The organism is Methylobacterium sp. ap11, from assembly GCF_900110515.1.
GTDB classification, from domain to species: Bacteria; Pseudomonadota; Alphaproteobacteria; order Rhizobiales; family Beijerinckiaceae; genus Methylobacterium; species Methylobacterium ajmalii.
The window spans coordinates 128,765-147,719 of the sequence record NZ_FOEB01000010.1 but is presented as its reverse complement, the minus strand read 5'-3'; the positions used below and the strand labels follow the sequence as shown (position 1 = coordinate 147,719).

Annotated in this window: 16 protein-coding genes and 1 pseudogene; 5 read left to right on the top strand and 12 right to left on the bottom strand. The window is 69.8% G+C overall.

The genetic code is table 11. The features are described from left to right. The first annotated feature begins 4 nt into the window (after positions 1-4). The 4 genes from BMX97_RS16760 to BMX97_RS16745 are packed head-to-tail and all read left to right on the top strand — an operon-like array spanning position 5 to position 3,684. Complete coding sequence (locus BMX97_RS16760) at positions 5-1,105, top strand: ABC transporter ATP-binding protein (RefSeq protein ID WP_091752437.1); 1,101 nt, start codon at positions 5-7, stop codon at positions 1,103-1,105. Beyond that, positions 1,102-1,989 (top strand): ABC transporter permease, encoded by an 888-nt coding sequence (locus tag BMX97_RS16755; protein WP_210187644.1) that lies wholly within the window; start codon positions 1,102-1,104, stop codon positions 1,987-1,989. Before BMX97_RS16760 ends, BMX97_RS16755 begins: the two co-directional genes overlap by 4 nt. Next, a complete protein-coding gene (locus BMX97_RS16750) occupies positions 1,986-2,786 on the top strand; it encodes an ABC transporter permease (RefSeq protein ID WP_091752434.1) in 801 nt (266 codons plus the stop codon). Before BMX97_RS16755 ends, BMX97_RS16750 begins: the two co-directional genes overlap by 4 nt. A 4-nt stretch (positions 2,787-2,790) precedes the next feature. Continuing rightward, complete coding sequence (locus tag BMX97_RS16745; protein ID WP_091752431.1) at positions 2,791-3,684, top strand: polysaccharide deacetylase family protein; 894 nt, start codon at positions 2,791-2,793, stop codon at positions 3,682-3,684. A 227-nt stretch (positions 3,685-3,911) separates the two neighbouring features. Here BMX97_RS16745 and BMX97_RS16740 read toward each other — a convergent pair whose 3' ends face one another. The 6 genes from BMX97_RS16740 to BMX97_RS16715 all read right to left on the bottom strand — a co-directional run bounded on the left by BMX97_RS16740 (position 3,912) and on the right by BMX97_RS16715 (position 9,735). Continuing rightward, the gene (locus tag BMX97_RS16740; protein WP_091752428.1) at positions 3,912-5,453 is read right to left on the bottom strand and encodes an amidohydrolase family protein; all 1,542 of its coding nucleotides are present in this window, start codon (positions 5,451-5,453) and stop codon (positions 3,912-3,914) included. 15 nt (positions 5,454-5,468) lie between these two features. Beyond that, positions 5,469-6,296: a carbon-nitrogen hydrolase family protein gene (locus BMX97_RS16735; RefSeq protein ID WP_091752425.1), complete on the bottom strand. Its 828-nt coding sequence runs from the start codon at positions 6,294-6,296 to the stop codon at positions 5,469-5,471. Further along, a complete protein-coding gene (locus tag BMX97_RS16730) occupies positions 6,293-7,090 on the bottom strand; it encodes an ABC transporter ATP-binding protein (RefSeq protein ID WP_091752422.1) in 798 nt (265 codons plus the stop codon). Before BMX97_RS16730 ends, BMX97_RS16735 begins: the two co-directional genes overlap by 4 nt. Next, complete coding sequence (locus BMX97_RS16725) at positions 7,087-7,977, bottom strand: ABC transporter permease (protein WP_091752419.1); 891 nt, start codon at positions 7,975-7,977, stop codon at positions 7,087-7,089. Before BMX97_RS16725 ends, BMX97_RS16730 begins: the two co-directional genes overlap by 4 nt. A 63-nt stretch (positions 7,978-8,040) precedes the next feature. After that, the gene (locus BMX97_RS16720) at positions 8,041-9,093 is read right to left on the bottom strand and encodes an ABC transporter substrate-binding protein (protein ID WP_091752416.1); all 1,053 of its coding nucleotides are present in this window, start codon (positions 9,091-9,093) and stop codon (positions 8,041-8,043) included. A 345-nt stretch (positions 9,094-9,438) separates the two neighbouring features. Then, positions 9,439-9,735, bottom strand: coding sequence for a hypothetical protein (locus BMX97_RS16715; protein WP_091752413.1), 297 nt, complete (start codon positions 9,733-9,735; stop codon positions 9,439-9,441). A 462-nt stretch (positions 9,736-10,197) separates the two neighbouring features. On the opposite strand from BMX97_RS16715, the pseudogene BMX97_RS16710 reads away from it, so the two are divergent. After that, positions 10,198-11,172 (top strand): annotated as a pseudogene (locus BMX97_RS16710) (IS630 family transposase); the annotation flags it as partial. Here the strand turns inward: BMX97_RS16710 and BMX97_RS16705 are convergent. The 6 genes from BMX97_RS16705 to BMX97_RS33765 all read right to left on the bottom strand — a co-directional run bounded on the left by BMX97_RS16705 (position 11,169) and on the right by BMX97_RS33765 (position 18,907). Next, on the bottom strand, positions 11,169-13,259 hold the full coding sequence (locus BMX97_RS16705) for an RHS repeat domain-containing protein (RefSeq protein ID WP_244538481.1): 2,091 nt from the start codon (positions 13,257-13,259) through the stop codon (positions 11,169-11,171). The pseudogene BMX97_RS16710 and the gene BMX97_RS16705 overlap by 4 nt on opposite strands. Positions 13,260-13,991: 732 nt before the next feature. Beyond that, a complete protein-coding gene (locus BMX97_RS16700) occupies positions 13,992-14,513 on the bottom strand; it encodes a hypothetical protein (RefSeq protein ID WP_091752407.1) in 522 nt (173 codons plus the stop codon). Further along, entirely contained in the window at positions 14,510-15,262 is a 753-nt protein-coding gene (locus tag BMX97_RS16695; RefSeq protein WP_143074635.1) for a hypothetical protein, read from the bottom strand. The genes BMX97_RS16700 and BMX97_RS16695 overlap by 4 nt, the downstream gene beginning before the upstream one ends. Positions 15,263-15,510: 248 nt before the next feature. Beyond that, entirely contained in the window at positions 15,511-16,764 is a 1,254-nt protein-coding gene (locus BMX97_RS16690; RefSeq protein ID WP_091752401.1) for a DUF4150 domain-containing protein, read from the bottom strand. Then, on the bottom strand, positions 16,761-17,840 hold the full coding sequence (locus tag BMX97_RS16685) for a DUF2169 family type VI secretion system accessory protein (protein WP_091752398.1): 1,080 nt from the start codon (positions 17,838-17,840) through the stop codon (positions 16,761-16,763). Before BMX97_RS16685 ends, BMX97_RS16690 begins: the two co-directional genes overlap by 4 nt. Positions 17,841-17,851: 11 nt before the next feature. Next, complete coding sequence (locus BMX97_RS33765) at positions 17,852-18,907, bottom strand: bacteriophage T4 gp5 trimerisation domain-containing protein (RefSeq protein ID WP_244538471.1); 1,056 nt, start codon at positions 18,905-18,907, stop codon at positions 17,852-17,854. Positions 18,908-18,955: the final 48 nt, after the last annotated feature.

Sequence of the window (18,955 nt, the reverse complement as noted above, 5' to 3'; positions counted from 1 at the left end):
CACCATGTCGCAATCCCTCTCATCCGATCCCGGCTTCCTGGCGATCACCGGGGCCGAAAAGCGCTTCGGCGACAGCGCCGTGCTCGGCGGCGTCGACCTCGCCGTGACACGCGGCGAGTTCGTCTCGCTGCTCGGTCCCTCCGGCTGCGGAAAGACGACCCTGTTGCGCATCGTCGCCGGCCTCGTGTCCCCCGATCGCGGCAGGGTCGCGCTCGACGGGCACGACATCACCCGCACCCCGCCGCATCGGCGCGACGTCGGGGTGGTGTTTCAGAATTACGCCCTGTTCCCCCACCTCACGGTTGCCGAAAACGTGGCTTTCGGGCTCAAGGCAAAGGGGCATCCCCGGGCCGGGGTCGGCGGCACGGTCTCGCGCTTCCTCGATCTCGTCCAGATGGCGCCCTTCGCCGACCGCCGCGCGCAGGCGCTGTCGGGCGGGCAGCAGCAGCGGGTGGCGGTGGCCCGGGCGCTCGCCGTCCGGCCCAAGCTCCTGCTCCTCGACGAGCCGTTCTCGGCCCTCGACCGCAAGCTCAGGGAGGCGATGCAGATCGACCTCAAGCGCCTGCTGCGCGAACTCGGCATCACCGCCCTGTTCGTCACCCACGACCAGGACGAGGCGCTGACCATGTCCGACCGGATCGCGGTGATGAACCGCGGCGCGATCGAGCAGCTCGCCGATCCGGTGACGCTCTACCGCCGGCCTGCCACCGCCTTCGCGCTCGGCTTCGTCGGCCTGTCGACCCGGATCCCCGGCCTCGTGCGGGAGGAGGGGGCTGGGATGCTCCGGGTCGAGACGCCGCTCGGCTCGGTGCGGGCGCCGGGCCGCTTCCTTCCGGGCAGCCCGGTACTCCTCGGCGTGCGGCCGGAGCGGATCCGGATCGGTGGCGACGGCCCGAATACGATCGAGGCCGCGCTCGTCGAGGTCGCCTTCCAGGGCGCCCGCGCCCACCTGTTCTTCGCCGGCCCGGACGGGAGCAGGACCCTGCTGGCGGAGACCCCCGAAATCCCGCCCGGCGCGGCGCCCGGCGCGCGGATGCACCTATCCTGGGCGGTCGAGGACACGCTGGTCTTTCCCGCCGAGCCGGCCCTGCGGGAGGCGGCATGAGCGTCCCGGCCACGATCTCCGCCGCTCCCGCCACGGCCCGCCGGCCGCGTCTCCGGCGCCCCGACCCGGTGGCGCTCATGGCGCTTCCGGCCTTCGCCTATCTCGCCGCTTCCTATGGCTGGCCGCTCATCGCCCTCCTGGGTCACAGCCTCTCGGGGCCCGACGGGATCAGCCTTGCGCCCTTCGCTCAGTTCCTGTCCGATCCGTATAGCTGGCGGGTCATCGGCAACACGGTGCGGAGCGCGCTCTTCGTCACCCTGGTCTGCCTGCTCGCCGGCTATCCGGCGGCGATCGCCCTGGCGCGGGCCCGCGGTGCGGTGCAGGCGCTGCTGCTGCTCTCGGTCATCCTGCCGCTCTCGGTCGGGGTGGTGGTCAAGGCCTATGCCTGGCAGATCGTGCTGCGCCGCGACGGGGTGGTGTCGCAGTCCCTCGTCGGGCTCGGGATCTGGGACGCGCCGCAGCGGCTCTTGTTCACCGAGACCGGGCTCGTCATCGGCGCCGCCAACGTCTTCCTGCCGTTCATGATCCTGCCGATCTACTCGGTGATCCGCCTGATCGACCCGCGCCTCTCGGAGGCCGCCGCGACCCTCGGGGCATCGCCAGCGCGGCGCTTCCTCACCGTGACCCTGCCGCTGACCCTGCCGGGGATCGTCTCGGGGATCGCCTTCGTGTTCTCGCTCGCGGTGTCGATGTACGTCGTGCCGAGCCTCGTCATCGGCGACCGCTACCAGACCCTCGCGACGCTCACCGGCCGCGCCTTTCTCTTCATGCGCGACGAGCGGCTCGGCTCGACCACGGCGGTGATCCTGCTCGCGCTCGCCGTCACCGTCGTGGTCGGCTCGACCGCGCTCGCCCGCCGCCTCGGCGGAGGAGGACGATCATGACCGCGACCGAGCGCCTGTCACTCGCTCTGGTCTGGGCCGTCGCGGGGACTTCAGCCGCCTTCCTGCTGGCGCCCCTCGTCGTCACGGTGGCGGTCTCGTTCGGGTCGAGCGCCGTCTTCACCCTGCCGCCGCCCGCCTGGTCGACGCGATGGTACGAGCGGCTCTGGGCCTCCCGCGACCTCTGGCCGGCGCTCTGGACCTCGCTGCGGGTCGCCGGCCTCGCCACCGCCCTGGCGCTCGTCGTCGGCACGCTCTGTGCCATCGCGGTGGTGCGCGGCCGCTTCCCCGGGCGCGAGGCCCTGGTCACCTTCCTGATCTCGCCCCTGATGCTGCCGGGCCTCGTCGTCGGCATCGCGATGCTGCAGGGATTTCGCGCGATGGGCCTGCGCGACGTGGGTGTGAGCCTGCTCGTCGCCCATGGGGTGATCACGCTGCCTTACGTCGTGCGCAACGTGATGGCGGCTTTGTCGCTGTTCGACTTCACCCTGATCGACGCCGCCCGAACGCTCGGCCTGTCCTACCCGGCGGCCATCCTGCGCGTGCTGGTGCCGGGCCTCGCGCCGGCCTTCCTGACATCGGGCCTGTTCGCGTTCCTCGCCTCGATGGACAACTACCCGATCTCGATCTTCTTCACCGATGCCTGGACCAAGACCTTGCCGATCCAGATGCTGCAACTCGTCGAGGAGCGGCCCGACCCGACGATCGCGGCGGTCTCGACGCTCCTGATCCTGCTCGCCGTCGCGGTGCTGATCGTCGGCGACCGCCTGGTCGGCCTGCGCCGGCTGGCCGAGGTCTGACGCCATGGTCCACGATCGCGATTTCCGCGGCTACGGCGGCCGCCCGCCCAAGGTCATCTGGCCGGGTGGCGCACGGCTCGCCGTCTCGGTCGTCGTCAACGTCGAGGAGGGGGCGGAGCTCTCCCTCGGCATGGGCGACGAGCGCAACGAGTCGGTCTACGAGGTGGTGGAGGAGGTCGTCGGCTCCCGCGACCTCTGCATGGAGTCGCATTTCGAGTACGGCCCCCGGGCCGGCTGGCCGCGGATCCGGTCCCTGCTGTCGGCCTACGGCGTCGCCGCCACCCTCAATGCCAACGGGCGCGCCGTCGCCCTATCGCCGTGGCTGGCGCAGGAGGCCGTCGCCGACGGGCACGAGGTCGCGGCCCATGGCTGGCGCTGGGAGCGCCATGCCGGGATGGGCGAGGCCGAGGAGCGGGCGGCGATCGCCAAGGCCGTCGCGGCGATCCGCGACGCCACGGGCCGGGCTCCGGTCGGCTGGCATACCCGCTCGGCGACCTCGGACAACACCCGCCGGCTGCTCATGGAGCAGGGTGGTTTCCTGTACGACTCGAACGCCTACAACGACGACCTGCCCTACCTCGTCCCCGGACGCGAAGGACGTCCGCACGTGGTGCTGCCCTACGCCTTCGACACCAACGACATGCGCTTCCAGCGCGGCGGCGGCTTCGTGTTCGGCGACGACTTCGCCCGCTACTGCATCGACGCCTTCGACCGCCTCTACGCCGAGGGAGGCGACGCCCCCCGGATGCTGTCGGTGGGTCTGCATCTGCGCATCATCGGCCGGCCCGGCCGGATCGGTGGACTCGAACGCTTCCTCGCCCATGCGGCCGCCCACGAGGGCACGTGGTTCGCCCGCCGCGATGCCATTGCGGGGCATTGGCTGCGGGAGCTGGCCTGAGCGGCGTGAGGAGGGGGGGGTGAAGCGTCGTTGTCGTCCTGGTCGGAGCCGTCGCGGTGGCCGATTGGGCGATCGAGGAGCAGGCCAGGCGCCGCGATCGTGCTCGAGACCCCGGAGACTCGAGACCCCGGAGACTTGCGCGACCGCGCTGCGATCGGGCAGGGGCCATGCCTCTGCCTCTCTCGCGGCCACCGGCAAGGCGGCGCCTGCAGCGTTGGAGGATGCCCTTATCGCATCGACGAGCCGGCGTAGAACGGGTTGCCCGGTGCCGCCGGCAGGTAATCGGCATAGAACGCCTTCACGTGCGGAAAGACTGCCCGGCCGAGCTCACGCCGTGCCACCTCTTCGGGCGAGCGCGGGCGGCCGAGCACGTCCGCGATCTCGGCCAGCACGGCATCCCGGTCGATCCTGGTGAAGCGGCCTTCCGCATAGACCAGCTCGCCGTCGATATAGACCGCATCGACGCACTCGGTCTTGGCGCGCTGGACCAGGGCGTCGAGCACCGGGATGTCGGGGTCCTGGAACGGGTAGGTAGCGCGTCGCCAGTCGATCAAGGAGGCATCGAAGAACCGGCCGGGATCGAGGCGGCCGATCTCGGTCCCGAACGCCGTGGTCATGGCGCCCGATTCGGTCGCCATCTTCACCACCTGCGACGGGGTCGGCACGTCGTCGTCGTCCATACCGGGCACCCGGTGGGCCCGGAGCGCCAGCCGCAACTCCTGGAGCATGTCACGGTCGTCGTTGATGCCCGCCTCGTCGAGCCCCATCCCGACCGTGATGCCCTTCTTCTCCCAGGCGTTCAGCGGGGCGAGGCCCGAGCGCAGGCGGAAGTTCGACGAGCAATTGTGACAGATGCAGGTGCCGGTCTGCGCCACGATGTCGATGTCCTCTTCATTGAGCCAGACGCCGTGGCCGAGCGTCATGTGCGGCCCCAGCACGCCGAGGTCGTGGAGGTGGCGGAGCGCGGTCTTGCCGGTGCGGCGGCGGGCATATTCCTTCTGGTAGGCGGTCTCCAGCAGATGCATGTGCATTGGCACGCCGGCGGCGCGGGATTTGTCGTGGAGTGCCACCAGCCCCTCGTCGCTGCACCAGTGGAGGTTGGCCGGCGCCAGCTGGATCCGGGTCAGGCGCTGGCCCTCGTTCTCCTGCGTGAGCTGGTCGAACAGGCGCAGGAAATCGGCGAACGGCATCGCCTGCGCCTTGAGGTGGGCGGCGAGTTGGCCCCCGAGATCGGCCGGCAGGCGAGCGCAGAACGCCTCGTCCGCCTCGTAGACGAGCCGGTTCTGCTCGCGGACGGCGTAGCAGTAGGAGGCGCGCATCCCAAGGCTGCGGTAGCCGTTCAGGGTCTTGGTCGCGGAGGCGTGGATGGCCTCGTAGCCGCCGGCCATCCAGCCCTGGATGTGCTGGACCGTGGTAATGCCGGACGCCACCATTTCGAAGGCGGAGTAGAGCGTGTCGAGAGTGAGGTCGAGGCGCCGGGCCGGCAGGCGGCTCGCGAACCACAATTCCAGGGCGTAGTCGGGCGAGCCGAGCTGGAGCGGGGTGAGCCCGACGTGATGGTGGCTGTTGACGAAGCCCGGCAGCATGACGTGGCCGGGATAGCGGCGCAGCTCCGCTTCGGGTGCCGTCCGCTGGATCTCCTCGAACGGGCCGACCGCCACGATCACGCCGTCGCGCGAGAAGACGGCGCCGTTCTCGACGATGACCGGCGTGTTGCGGTCCTTGATCCCGGTGACGACCCAGCCGGCCTGGACAATGAGCTCTGCCATGGGTTTGGTGTTCCATTACGCTGTGGGAAGGGAGAGCCGGACGGTATCCGGCATGGAACCGATCACGGCGCCGAGGACCGGGCGCGGCGCCTCGGGCCGCCACGCCGCGAGGAGGCGGCCGTCCGGCCCGACCACCAGGCTGTCGCCGTCGTGCCGCACCGGCCGGCCCAGGCCGTGCTCGGTGCCGTAGCGCGCGGCCGCCACCGCCGCGACGCCGCAGCGCCGGGCGTGGCCTGCGAGTTCGGCGGCAAAGAAGCCGGGTGGATCCTGGGGCGCCGGCCCGGCGACCAGCACCGCGACGAGGTCGGCCCCGGCCGCCGCGTCCCAGGCTTGCCGGAAGCGCCGGTCGTAGCAGACGAGGGCCGCGACCCGGAGGGAGGCACCACCCGGGAACCCGACCCGCACGGCCCGCGCCGCCGCGGGACCGGCTCGGAAATGGTCGGCCTCGCCGAACTCATCGCCGGGCGACGGCGGCGGAAGCCGGTGCTTGGCCGCAATCCGGACGATGCTGCCGTCCGATTGGGCGAGGAGCGCCGCATTGAGCGGCAGCGTCTCGCCGGGCTCGGAGAAGGCCAGGCCGAACACCAGGGCGAGTCCATGGCGGCGCGCGAGCGCCCCCATGCGGCGGGCGGTCGGTCCGTCCTCCGCCTCGCCGAGTGGGCGCCAGCGCGCCGGATCTTCGCCTGCCGTATAAGGCAGCACCGTCAGTTCAGGCAGGACGGCGAGGCCGGCGCCCGCGGCGGCGGCCTCGGAGACCCCCGTCTCGACTTCCTGCCAAAGGTTGTCCGGATCGTGCCGGGCCGGGCCGACCGGGATCGCGGCGACGCGGATGAGGGATGTCATCGCGCTGCGGCGGCCTCCTGCTCGGCGAAGGCGCGGTCGACCTCGGCGCCGAGCAGTTCCGTGAACAGGTCGCGATAGGCGTGGTAGCGCGGATCCCGCGACGGCCGTGGCCGCGGCAGGTCGATCGGCACGATCGTCTTCACCCGCCCCGGCCGAGCGGTGAATACCACCACCCGGTCGGCGAGCGAGATCGCCTCGTCGATCGAATGGGTGACGAGGAGGACGGAGGCGCCGCTGTCGCGCCAGATCTGCAGCAGGAAATCCTGCATCCGCGAGCGGGTCTGGACGTCGAGCGCCGCGAAGGGCTCGTCCATCATCAGCACCTTCGGCCGCATGGCGAGCGCCCGGGCGCAGGCTGCGCGCTGGCGCATGCCGCCGGACAATTCGTCCGGCTTCTTGTCGAGCATGTCGCCGAGCCCGACCCGGCGCAGCATCTCGACTGCCATCTCGCGCCGCTTGACCGGCGGCACGTGCTGGACGGCGAGGCCGAAGGCGACGTTGTCGGCGATGGTGAGCCAGGGAAACAGCGAAGCGTCCTGGAAGATCAGGCCGCGCTCGGCGCTCGGACCCTTGACCGGCTCGCCGTCCGCCAGGATCTCGCCACCGCTGACCTCCTCCAGTCCGGCGATCATATAAAGCAGGGTGGACTTCCCGCAGCCGGAGGGCCCGAGGAGCACCACGAACTCGCCCGGGGCCACCTCGAAATCGAGGTCGGCCAGCGCCTGGACCGGGGCGCGGCCCTCCGGCATCCAGCGCTTCGAGACGTCGCGGATCGTGACGGCGGGGCGGCTCATCGGGTGCCTCCCGGGCTGACCCACCACAGCATCTTCCGCTGGACCTGCCGCAGGGCGAAATCGGACAGGAAGCCGAGCCCGCCGACGATCGCCATGGTGAAGAAGACGAGCTTGGCGTTGAAGGTCGAGCGCGCCATCGAGGTGATCTGCCCAAGCCCGGTCCCGACCCCGACCGTCTCGGCGATCAGCACCACCATCCAGGCGGCAAAGAGGTTGAGCCGTAGCGTCATGAACAGGCTCGGCAGGATCGCCGGCAACACCACCCGCCAGAAGGTCTGCCGCCCGGTGGCGCCCATGATGCGGGCGACGTGGATGTAGGTCTTCGGCACGCTGTCGATCTGCGCCCCCGTCGAGAGCACGATGGTGAAGAACAGCGTGATGAAGACGAGGAAGATCGCCGGCTTGTCGCCGATGCCGAAGACGAAGATGGCGACCGGCAGCCACGCCACGGGCGAGATCGGGGCGAGCAGCAGCACCGTCGGCAGGAGCAGATTGCGCAAGGCTCGCACGTAGTGGACCAGCGCCCCGACGAGCACGCCGCAGACGAAGCCCAGACCAAGGCCGACGAAGACCCGCATCGTCGTCCAACCCATGGTGATCAGCAAAGCCGCGACCCCGCCGCCGCCGCCTAAACTGCCGATTCGATTGGAGCGATCGAAGTAGCGCAGCGTCCCTGGGATGTCGGCCAGGAACAGGTGGGGCGGTGGCAGCAGCAGCGGATTGACGAGGTCGAGGGCCCATAAGCCCTCCCACAGGCCGGCGAACAGGCCGAGGGAGACGAGGCCCCAGAACAGGCTGGCGAGGCGTCGGCGCCAGGCGGGCGACAGCCCGGGCAGCGCGGCGCGCACCGGCGCCGGGATCGGTCCGATCCGTGCGTGTGTGGTCACGAGGCGAGTGTCCGTGCGGGAGGAGGGGCGGCCGGGCGCGGGGGCCCGGCCGGATGCAAGGTGTCAGGCGGCCTTCAGCTTCAGGCCGGCGTAGAGCCCCTTGTTCTCGGCGATCACCGCGTCGAGCAGGCTCCAGTCGAAAGCGCCCTCGTCCGGAGCCTTCTTGACGTAGCCGAGTTCCTGCATCGAGGTGCCGCGCGCGATGATGAACTTCGTCTGGTCGCGCTGGTCGACCACGATCGGCTGCTTGGCGGAGGCGTCGATCGCTGCCTCCATGCTGGTCTTGTAGTATTTGCCGACTGTATCCTTCAGGGCAGCGGTCTTGTCCGTCTCGGCCTGGGCCTGGGCGACGAACAGCGCCTTGATCACCGCCTTCACAGCGCCTGGGTTGCTCTTGATGAGCGGGGCACGGACCGCGAGCACACAATCCGAGTAGCCCTTGCCGTAGACGTCGGTGCCGTTCGAGAGCACCTTCGCCCCCTTGCGGCCCATGACGCATTGCGAGGCATAAGGCTCGATGTGGCAGATCGCATCGAGAGCGCCGGCCATGAACGCCTGGGCCAGCTCCGGCGAGGTGTCGAGGTACTTCACGTCGACATCGCGAAAGCTCATCCCGGCCTTCTTCAAGTAGTCGTAGGGCAGCACTTCGAGGGTGTCGGCCTGGAAGGTGCCGAAGGTCTTGCCCTTGAGGTCGGCCGCCGCGTTGATGCCCTCGCGGGCCACGATGATGCAGCCCGCGACGCCGCCTCCCGCGACGATCCGCACCGGCGCGCCGGCATCGTACAGGGTCATGAAGTTCGAGTACGGGATCATCGACATGTCGACGAGCCCGGCCCCGAACATCGTGGTGATCTCGGTGTTCGACGGCGTCACCACGAAGTCGAGATCGACGCCGTCCGCCTTGGTCAGCCCCCGCTCCTTGGCGAGGAACATGCCCATGTTGCAGAAGCCGGAGCCGTGGGTGGCCTTCAGCGTGGTGCCCGCCGCGGCAGGGCTCGGCGCCATCAGAGCCGCGAGATGCGCCGGCAGGGCGATCGCCGCCGCAGTGCCGGCGCTCCGGCCGAGGAAGCCTCGCCGGGAGAGGTTACGGTAGAACGACCCGTCACGATCGCACATGGCTTACGTCCCGTCCCGAAGACGTGGACATCCGATGAACGGCACTCTCACCGCGGACTCGGCGAGACCGCTCGACCATGCGCGCATGGACGGGCGGACCCTCAGCGGACACCCGACGATGGGCACGCCAACCCGACAAGAGCCGCTATGGCTCTGCGCTGCGCGATGAGATGTGCAAGCTACGTGCCAGCGGTGCAGGAAAACAATGTCGTTGAGGCAAATGCCCACGGCTTCCGGGCGGCGATGGACGGTTTCCAACCCGCCAGCCGCCTCGGAAAGGCCCTCAAGCAAGACCCGACGGACATGGACCATGCCGAAGCGCGACGGATCACCTTGGGGGTTCGCTTACCCGAGCGTGGCCCCGGGAACTCTGCCCATGCGGCGGATCACCGGCCCACAATTGCAAGCCTCCTCGAACCGGCGATGCTTGCTGTCGTCGATCTGCACCAGCTCGCCCAGACGTTCACGCTGCAGCCGCGGCTGGTGCAAGCTGCGCCGCTGCTGGCGCAACAGCCAGAGGCTGGCCGCGCTCATCCAGCCCCGCAGCGTCTCGAGCGATACTGTCAGTTGATGGTGCGCCCACAGCATCCCGGCCGACAGGGTCGGACCAAAATCCACGCAGCGCTCCCGCATCAGGCTCACGGCCAGCTCGAACAGAGTCTCGCTCGAGGCCCGGCTCGACCGGCACTCGCGACCCTTGTGGCGCAGGCCCGCCGCGCCGTCAGACCGTTACGCTTCGACGAGCCGCTGCGCCTGCCGCCGGCTGATCCCCAGGGATCTGCGCCGCCCCCTCACGGTCTGGGTACCCGCCTCCAGCACCTCGACTCAGGGCAACTCGCGCTCGCTCATCAGGACTCACTCGACGGCGATCTCCCGCGTTCCGCAAAACAGGGGAGTGTGCCAGTCCTTCTTGGCTCGGGCGGGACATTCCAACTTTGCGCCTACATCGGCACTTCGCATAAGTAATATTATGGAACTACCCCGACGTTTATAATGCCATGAACACCGACGCATTCGAGGCATCTCGCGCTCGGCGGGCTTCGTCTAGAGCATTGATGCATTCAGAGGATTCACGGCGGGCGTGAGGTATGCGAGTCTGAGGCATTGGCTCAGACTGTCTGCGTGACCCCCAGCGCCGCCGACTGGCGCGCCTGTCCGCTCTCGTCGCCGATCGGGGGCGGCCCCCCAAGTACATCCAGCGCGCCCGCATCGTCCTTCTCTCGGCCGAACGCCTCTCCGTCCCCGACGTCGCCCGCCGGGCCGGCGTCAGCCGGCCGGCCGTCTGGCGCTGGCAGCAGCGCTACGCCGAGGAAGGCGTCGAGGGCCTGCTGCGAGATAAGACCCGCCCGCCCGGCAAGCCGCCCCATTCCACCGATACCCTCGCCCAGGTGCTGGCCCTGACCTGCTCCGAACCGCCCGGAGAGGTCACCCACTGGACCGGCCGCGCCCTGGCGCAGGCCGTCGGGATCTCCCTGCGCTCGGTCCAGCGCATCTGGGATGCCCATCGCCTCCAGCCGCATCGGGTGCGCAGCTTCAAGCGCTCGAACGATCCGGCCTTCGCCGGGAAGGTCGAGGACATCGTCGGCCTCTACATGGACCCGCCGCGCCACGCCGTCGTGCTCTCCCTCGACGATCCTTCGACAGGCTCAGGATGAGGAGAGCCAGATCCACGCCCTCGAGCGCACCCGCCCGAGCCGGCCTGTCACGCCAGGTCGCCCCGAGACCCAGACCCACGACTACATCCGCCACGGCACCACGACGCTGTTTGCCGCGCTCGACGTGCTGGAGGGCACCGTGATCGGCCGCTGCATGCAGCGTCACTGCCACGAGGAGTTCCTGCGCTTCCTCAACACCATCGAGGCGGCGGTGCCGGCCGGCAAGCTGATCCACGTGATCCTGGACAACTACGGCACGCACAAGCACCCGAAGGTGCGGGCCTGGCTGGCTCGGCATCCGCGCTGGATCCTCCACTTCACCCCGACCTCGGCCTCATGGATGAACGCGGTCGAGGGCTTCTTCTCCGCCCTGACCCCGCGCAGGCTGAAACGGGGCAACTTCAGCGGGATCGTCGACCTTCAGGCTGTAATTCCCCTCGTCAGCCTGCCCACCCTGGCAGCCTGATCGTCCCGGCCCAAGCCGGTGATCGTGGTGGCCCTCACCAAGCTACACCACGCCCAGGGACACGACCTCTCGCACCGCACCAGACGGTCCTGCACGGCCCACCCGTAGCGCCAGGTCTTGGGCTGGAACCCACGGCGCTCCACCCGCCGCTCGGTCATCCGCCCGCAGGCATCGTGCGTCAGCGCCACCTGTTCGCCGTGCGGGCCGTGACCCACCCGCACCGCGCCGCCCGACGTCGCCTCGACCCGCCGCAATGCCCCCAGGATCTCGCCCGCCTCCGGCCCCTCGGCCAGCACCCCGACCACGTTCTTCGCCGCGTGGTAGTCGAACTCCTCGGTCAGGCCCTCGCAGAAGCTCGCCTGCGCCACCTGCCCGTTGCCGTCGTAGCAGTAGCGCGCCGGGCCGAAGAGGGCGTCGTCGATCAGGGTCGGGTCGCCGGCCTTGTCCCAGGCATAGGCCCGGCCGGCCTGGCCCTCCCGGCCCGACCGCTGGCGCGTGAGCTGCCCGACCGGGTCGAAGGCCTGCTCCAGCACGAAGCCTTTCGAGGACGCCCGCCGCGTCTCCCGCCCGAGCGGGTCGCGCGAAACCATCAGCGGCGCGTGGTCGTCGATGGCGAGCGAGGCGAGCGCCCCGAGGGGATCGCGCCCGATCCGCACCAGGCTCGCCCCCGGCTGCCCCGCCCCGATCCGCCGCTCGATCCGCCGCCCGAGCCCGTCGAGACGGCTCTCCACCCGCCGCCCGTTGGTCGTCTCGGACACGATCCGGCCGTTGCCGTCCCGCTCCAGCACCACCCGCGCCGCCCGGCTCGACGCCTCGACCAGAAGCCCGCGGCCGTCGTAGCGCAGATGCGTCTCGTCGCGTGGGCGCGCGCCCTCTGGGTCGTCGGCGGCATGGGTGCGGATCGTGGTCAGCCGGTCGGAGCGGTCGTAGGCGTAGCGGAGTCGCGCGCCGTCGGGCTTGCGCGTCGCGATCACCCGCCCGGCCGGATCGCGGGTGTACTCCGTGCGCCGTCCATCGAAATCCACCTCCGCCGCCACCCAGCCGGCGGGGTCGCGGATCAGGTGGTAGGTGTGGCCGGTCTGGTTGGTGACCGCCACGACCCGGCCCTCGCCGTCGTGGCTAAGGGTCAGGCGCCCGCCGCGGGGGTCTTCGATCGCCTGGAGCACGTCGAAGGCGCCGTAGGCGTAGCGCCAGGTCCGGCCCTCGCCGTCGCTGACCGAGGCCAGCACCCCGTCCTCGGCGAATTGGCGGCTGACGCTGATCCCGTCGGGGCGGATCAGGGTGGTGGGGGTGGCAAAGCCCCCTGCCCCGGCATCGTAGGCGAAGCGGGAGGTCTGGCCGGCGGCATCGGTGAGCGCGACCTGGCGGCCGAAGGCGTCGTAGGCATACCTTGTGGTGCCGCCGCGCGGATCGGTGAGGCTGGCGAGCCGCCCATGGGAATCGTAGGTGCGGCGCTCCTGGCTTCCGTCCGGGAAGGTGGTGCACAGGAGCCGGCCGGCTTCGTCGCGCTCGTGGCGCGTGACGTTCCCCTCGGCGTCGATCTCGGCGACGACGTTGGCGTGTTCGTCGTGCTCGTAGCGGCGGATATGGCCGGCGCCGTCGACGACGAGGTCGAGCTGGCCTTCCGGCCCCCAGCCGTATTCGGTGCTGCGGCCTTCGGGATCGACCACGCTCTTGGGGTTGCCCCAGAGGTCGTACGTCTTGGTGGTGGTGTGGCCGTTGGGATCGGTGAGCGCGGTCTCGAAGCCGGCTTGGTCGAAGGTGCGGGAGACGGTGTGGCCGAGGGCGTCGGTCTCGGCGGTGACGTTGTGGTTCTCGTCGTAGGCGAAACGCTGGGCGCAGGCCGGATCGCCGCCGGGCAGGTAGGTGGTGCGGCGGGTCTCGGGGTCGTAGGCGAAGCGATCATCGTTCCAGAGGCCGTTGGTGGCGGTGTGGAGGACGCGGCCGTCGGCATCGTAGGTGAAGCGGGTCTGCGAGCGGCGGGTGCGGTTGTGCCAGGCGGCCAGGAGGTCGCGGTCGGGGTGCCAGAGATAATCGACCGACATGCCGAAGGCGCAGTCCGCCTCGGTCATGCGGCCGCGCGCGTCGTAGGCGTAGCGGGCGAGGTCCAGGCGCGATCCGTCGGTACCGATCAGCGTGATGCCGGTGCGCCGCCCGCGTTCGTCGTTCGTGAAGGCGAGCGCCAGCCCGTCGGTGCCCTCGGCCCGTTCCAGCACCCCGTCGGCGTCGCGCAGGAAGGAGATGGCGTGCCAGTCGAGATCCTCGATCCGCGCGAGGCGGTAGATGTCGTCCTCATCCTGGCAAAAATGCTTGATCAGACGGCGGTCGCGCAGCTCGAGCTGGCGCAGCCAGGGGGCGCGCAGGTCGAGATGGGGGTATCCGGCATTGTGGCTGGCGAGGAAGTTGAATGGCCGGTCGAAGCGGACGACCTTGCCGTCGGCCTGGTGGAAGTCGAGCTGGCCGGGCTCGGGATTGGCGACGATCTCGTCGAACATCGAGATCTGGCAGGGGCCGAGGGGGCTGGTGTAGTCCGGCGGCAGGGGCAGCTTGAGGCCCATGGAGCGCGCGCCGTCGAAGGGCAGCGTCGCCGGGATCGGGAAGTCGTGCAGGTCTCGTGGTACTTGCCGGTGGCGACGGAGACGGGTCCGTCCGGCGCGCCTCGGCCGCCAGACGGTGGTTCTCCCCATGGTTCATCCACCACTCGTGGTCGTGGCGCGCGCCAGGGCACCCCTTCCGCCCGCACGCGCCACGACCCGTCGATGATCTGCCCGTCGATCTCACCGACCGGGGACGGCGGAGCCGGAGCGTGGCGGAAACCGCACCGCCCCGTACAACCGCGTCACGCGCAGGGTCTCGATCCCCCGGCCGCCCCCGAGGAACACGATCGTCACGGCGCGGTCGTCGTCGAGGTAGAACGTGCTGGTCCGCGTCGCTGGGAAATCGTCACGGTCGGGGTCGAGCTTGCCTGTTGCGCTCTCCACCGTCTCGCCCTCGGCCTCCAGGTCGAATGGCAGAGGCGCCCGCAGCGGGTCGAACGTCACGTCGGCGATGAGCCACTGGTCGGGATCGCACAGGGTCGCCCTGTCCCAGAAGGGATAGTGCAGGCGCAGGGCCACCCCGCGCTCGGGCGCGGCATAGAGGGCGAAGCGCTCGGGGCGCGACGGCGGAAAGGTGCCGGCCGGCTGCCCGAGCCAGGCGCCGATCTCGGGCAATTGGTCCGCGATGCCGCTGCACCAGACGAGACCGGCCAGCCGGTCGCTCCAGGCTCGGGCCTCGGGCCGCTCGGACGACGCGCTCATCGGATCGGCGGATGGCCGGGGAAGTCGATCCGCTCCCAGGCATGGCCGTCGAAGCGAACGATGTCCTTGATGCTCATCGCCCACAGGACCCCGTGCGCGCTGTCGACGAAGTGCGGGTCGGCGATCTCGGGCTGCAGTCCGGTACGGACGGGAGCGATGCGTCCGTCGCGATAGGTGAAGAGGCCGAACGGATCGCCGCCGCTGGCCGCGAGATAGAGCGTGCCGTCGTACATCGTCATGCGCTGAAACAGCGTCGTGCCGAGGCCGGTGCCGGGGCAGAGCCGGAACCCGGTCCTGTGGTTGCCCTTGAGCAGGGTGCCGTCGCCGCCACAGATCCAGATCGCGTCGTCGGATTCGACGTGGATGTCGATGAGGGTGGAGCGGACGGGGCAGTCGAGCTTCCGGACGGTCTCGCCGTTCCAGAAATAGATCGATCCGTGCTGTCCGACGGCGTAGACCGCGCGCTCGTGGGGACCGTTGATGCGGGGCATGATGCAGTAGGCGGAGGCCGGTGTTCCGGGCCGCTGGCGCAGGTCGGGCGCGAGGCAGTGCCAGGTCCCGTCCCCGTAGCGGTTGCGCCTGTAGAACTGAAGGCCGTCGCCGCAGGCAAACAGGCTGTCGCCGATCTCCTGGATGTCCTGCATCCGCCCGAAGTACTTGGAGTCCGGCGCGTGTATGCCCGTCTCGGGTATGCGTTCGATGATATCTTGTGGCAATGTATATATAACATCACCTTCGGCAGAAATCATAACATATCTTCGTTCTGGCATAAAGTCTGTCTGAGAAATAGTTATTCCCTGTACGCATACGTCATAATCGTAGCTATACCATTTTGAACCCTCTGGCGATTCATGAATATACCACCAAAATCGCGTAAATGGTGCGTATGTATTATTTTCTTCAACTGCGGCAGATATACCAAGGCGCCGCCCGGCCTTGGTTCGTGTTAGTATAAATTGCGTGTATTTCTGGGACATGGCTCGATTCCTCTGAATTTTTAATCCCCTCCTGGGGGCTTTATGTTTATTTTACCATTTGCGGGATCGCCCGGCTTGATGGGTTTGATTGTGCCTCTAATCGGCGTGTCCGGATCGAACCTCCCGAATTCGTCGTAAGTCTTCGTCAGGATTTCGCCGCTGCATTCCGGTCTCGCCGCGAGAGCGTGCGACACCGAGATGTCAACGCCCTCGCCGAGGGAAAGCACCCCACCGTTGTCGGCAGCCTTGGACTGGATTTCGCCGTCTCCCCCATGCGCAGCGTTATGGGGGGTTCCCTGGGTCGACTTGTTGCCGATCAGGCAGATCGCGGGTCCATCGCCGAACGACGTCAAGCGACTTCCATCATTCGCGTAGAGGCGGTCGCCTCTCTCCCGCATCTTCCTGCTGCCCGCCCCGAGAAGATAATCCGGGACGATGTGATGCGCCTGCGACCCGGGACATTCGACCTGGCAGGCCGTCTTCTGTTTCGAGTAGGGCTCGACGGTGCAAGGGCATTTCCGTTGGCGATCCCGCGCACTGATACGGACGCTGCCCGTTCCCGATTTCGTTCTTGCCTTTTCTTTTTTCTTCTTGATCCCGAGATTGTACAGCGGTCGCTGTAGATAGTCCGAGACCGTTTCCCCGTCCGCCGGCTTGAGCCCCTTGATGCCCTTCCACAGAGCATCCGCCGCCGCCGTTCCCTGCCCCTGCGGGATCGGCGGGACCGGCATCGGCACCGGAACGGGGCCCGGCATCGGCACCGCCAGTTGCGCGTAGTGCGCGCCCGGACGAACCGCATCCGGGCTCGCGTCGCTCGCCGTCTCGCCCGGCGGCCCGGACGCACCCGGCATCCGCGGCGTGATCTCCTTCTCCTCCGGCGTCGCGTAGCGCTTGGCATCCTTGACGTAAGTCAGACGACCATACGTGTTCCTGTGGTTCATCCACCACTCGTCGTCGTGGCGCACCATGGGGCGCCCTTCCGCCCGCACGCTCGACGACCACGTCTTGGGCTCGCACTCCGCCCCCCGCGTCCCCGACCTCACGCCCCCGCCAACCCCCGGCTCGTCGCCGTAGCACTGCCGGATCAGCGAGCCCCGTACGTGCGAGCGCTCGTCGGTCTGGCGCACGCTGTCGGCGGTGCCGGCCCCTTCCACCTGGTGATGCGTGTAGATCTTGTAGGGCACGATCGCGGTCGGCGAGCGGCACCAGTCCATCGCCTCCGCGACGATGATCCCCTCGCCGATCGTGCGCGAGCCCTCCCGCGGCAGGCTCATGCGCCCGCCTCTGCGCTCAGCCCGTGCTCGCCCGACACCGCCAGCCCCGCCGCCCCGGCCAGCGGCAGCACCCCCAGCACCGCCCCGTGATAGGCCGGGCAGCGCGCCACCCAGCCGCGCCAGGTCAGGTCGACCCGCCACGGGGCCGTTTCCGCCCGCAGGTCGAGATGCACCCCGTCGAGGTGCAGCCGCGCCGACACGGCCCGGCCGTCGAACCAGGCGTGGTGGGCCACCGGCACCAGCCCGGGCAACCGGAACGCCAGCGCCCCGCCCGGCACCAGCCCGTCGAGCCGCACGGTCTCGTCGCCGTGGAGGTGCGGCCGGACCAGGGCGGGCGGGGCGGTCTGGAAGAAGCGGTAGTCGAAATCCGCCGGCATCTGCGGGCAGCGCTCGCGAAGCCACGCCTCGTCGCGGGTGCCGCAATGCCCCTCGCGCCAGCGCCAGAACGGCGGCACCGGCCCGAAGCCGGCCGGGCGCACGACCGCGAAGGGATCGGCGAGGGCCGCCTCCGGCGCCTCGATCCGGGGCGCCGGCAGCACCCGGCCGACCGGGCTCCAGTCCCGGTGCAGCTGCCCCGGGCCGATCGGGTTGTCGGGGCTCGTCGTGCCCTCCGGATCGCCCACGATGCGCCCGCCCGCGGCGAGGCGATAGTCGAGCGGCACGCGGGTGGCGGGCTCGGCCGGGCCGAGCTTCCAGGTCGGCCGCAGGAAGCGCAGCGCCGGTTGCCAGGCGCGCGGCCCGTGGACCCGCAGCGCCGCGCGCGTCTCGCCCACCGTCAGCGCGACCGTCCACGAGCGGGCCGGCCGGCCGCCGGGCGCGTGGGCGTGGCCGAGGACGGTCACGTCGGCGCCGGGCTTGTAGGGAATCAGGTCCCCGACCTGCACGAGCGGCGTGCGATGGGGATCGCCGGCATAGACGTCGTTGAGCACGAGCGCCTGGGTGTCGGCGAGGCTGAGCGCGCCCTCGGCGGAGAGGTCGTAGCGGCCGCGCACCGCGACCACCGCCATCCCGATCCCGTCGCGGTGCAGGTCGCCGAAGCCGAGGGCGGCGAACGGCGTGTCGTTGCGGATGAGCATCGGCCCCCCCGTCAGCGCGACGGGTTGAGGTCGATGACCTTGCCCCAGTGCTTCACCTGGTCGGAGAAGTCGGTGGTGAAGGTCTTGCCGGTGATGGTGACGTTGCCGTCCTTGTCCATGGTCAGCGTCGAATCGCCGACGACGATCCGGAACACCTCGCCGACCTTGACCAGCATCTCCTGGCCGACCTCGATCACGTACTGCTCGCCGACCGTGTGGGTATGGGCCTTGCCGACGTTCTCCCGCATCGTCTGCCCGACATTGACGACCTTGCTGACGCCGACCTGCTCGGTCGAGGCGATGCCGGTGGTGGAGTTCTGGAAGCGCGTGACCATCGTGTTCATCACGCCGCCCAGGCCGCCCATCATCCCGCCGACCTGGCCGGCGAGCGCGGTGCCCGCCGCCGCCATCCCGGCCCCGCCGGCCATGCGCAGGCTGCGCACGCTCGCGTCGTTGATCCCGGCCCGGGTTCCGTCGATGCCGGCGCCGATCAGCCCGCCGATGCCGCCGCCGCCCACCAGCCCGCCGAATCCCGACGCCAGCCCCGCCAGCGCGCCGCCGCCCGAGAGCGCGCCCGCATCGACGGGGGCGTCCGATCCCCCGGCATCGGCTCCCATCGCGTCCATCGCGACGCCCATCGCCTGGCCCAGCAGACCCGCCGTCTGACCCGACATCGCCGACATCGCCGCGGCCAGGGCCGCGCTCGCCGCGCCCCCCACCGCCCCCACCGTCAGCGAGCGCGAGCCCCCGATCGCCTGGTTCTGGTTGTTGGCCACCTCGAACGAGTGGTTCGCCCCCACGCTCCCGACCTGGTTGGCGTCCACCCGCGCCGTCGCGTCGTTGAGCACCTTCGTCGTCATGTCCTTCTGGGCATGCGTGAACAGGTTCTCCCCGCCCGCCACGTCCTCCATCGAGATCTCGTTGTAGCCCCGCCCCTTGTAGGTGTTGGACCGCACCACGAGCTTGGTCTTGTGCCCCGGCAGCTCGTAGGGCACCGGGTTGTTGGGGTTGGGCGCGATGCCGATCACGATCGGCCGGTCGGGATCGCCCTCCTGGTAGGCCACCAAGGCTTCCATCCCGACCCGCGGGATGATCTGCTGGCCCCAGCTGGTACC

Bases quoted from the DNA above. Each gene is read 5' to 3' on its own strand.
- BMX97_RS16745 (WP_091752431.1), top strand. From the start codon at position 2,791: ATGGTCCACGATCGCGATTTCCGCGGCTACGGCGGCCGCCCGCCCAAG.
- BMX97_RS16755 (WP_210187644.1), top strand. From the start codon at position 1,102: ATGAGCGTCCCGGCCACGATCTCCGCCGCTCCCGCCACGGCCCGCCGG.
- BMX97_RS16740 (WP_091752428.1), bottom strand. From the start codon at position 5,453: ATGGCAGAGCTCATTGTCCAGGCCGGCTGGGTCGTCACCGGGATCAAG.
- BMX97_RS16720 (WP_091752416.1), bottom strand. From the start codon at position 9,093: ATGTGCGATCGTGACGGGTCGTTCTACCGTAACCTCTCCCGGCGAGGC.
- BMX97_RS16695 (WP_143074635.1), bottom strand. From the start codon at position 15,262: ATGATTTCTGCCGAAGGTGATGTTATATATACATTGCCACAAGATATC.
- BMX97_RS16705 (WP_244538481.1), bottom strand. From the start codon at position 13,259: ATGTCGGTCGATTATCTCTGGCACCCCGACCGCGACCTCCTGGCCGCC.
- BMX97_RS16750 (WP_091752434.1), top strand. From the start codon at position 1,986: ATGACCGCGACCGAGCGCCTGTCACTCGCTCTGGTCTGGGCCGTCGCG.
- BMX97_RS16760 (WP_091752437.1), top strand. From the start codon at position 5: ATGTCGCAATCCCTCTCATCCGATCCCGGCTTCCTGGCGATCACCGGG.
- BMX97_RS16685 (WP_091752398.1), bottom strand. From the start codon at position 17,840: ATGCTCATCCGCAACGACACGCCGTTCGCCGCCCTCGGCTTCGGCGAC.
- BMX97_RS16730 (WP_091752422.1), bottom strand. From the start codon at position 7,090: ATGAGCCGCCCCGCCGTCACGATCCGCGACGTCTCGAAGCGCTGGATG.
- BMX97_RS16700 (WP_091752407.1), bottom strand. From the start codon at position 14,513: ATGAGCGCGTCGTCCGAGCGGCCCGAGGCCCGAGCCTGGAGCGACCGG.
- BMX97_RS16735 (WP_091752425.1), bottom strand. From the start codon at position 6,296: ATGACATCCCTCATCCGCGTCGCCGCGATCCCGGTCGGCCCGGCCCGG.
- BMX97_RS16690 (WP_091752401.1), bottom strand. From the start codon at position 16,764: ATGAGCCTGCCGCGGGAGGGCTCGCGCACGATCGGCGAGGGGATCATC.